1 protein-coding gene is annotated in these 309 nt (G+C 64.7%); it reads right to left on the bottom strand.

What is annotated here, in order from left to right:
* Positions 1-309 (bottom strand): hypothetical protein (locus ACQQ5U_RS19450; protein ID WP_437400130.1); only part of this gene is annotated, 309 nt, incomplete at both ends.

Genomic DNA, 309 nt, shown 5'->3' with positions numbered 1-309 from the left:
CGTAGACGGTCATGGTGCTGTCCACCACGTATCCCACTGGCAGGGCGTTGCCGCCCCCGTTGGGCGCGTCGAAATAGTTGCCGTCCGTGAGTGGGGGCAGTGCGTAGGAGTCACATGCGGTGACGTCGTCGGGGGCGTCCACCGGCGGGGTGTTGTTGATGGTCACGGTGAAGTTGCTCTCGGCGGAGCAGTTCGGTGTGGTGCCGGTCTCGCTGTAGACGTAGACGGTCATGGTGCTGTCCACCACGTATCCCACTGGCAGGGCGTTGCCGCCCCCGTTGGGCGCGTCGAAATAGTTGCCGTCCGTGA

It is taken from the genome of Flagellimonas lutimaris (assembly GCF_051494225.1).
Lineage (GTDB): Bacteria > Bacteroidota > Bacteroidia > Flavobacteriales > Flavobacteriaceae > Flagellimonas > Flagellimonas lutimaris_A.
Note: the sequence above shows the minus strand (reverse complement) of the source record. Positions and strands in the feature narration are given on the sequence as shown.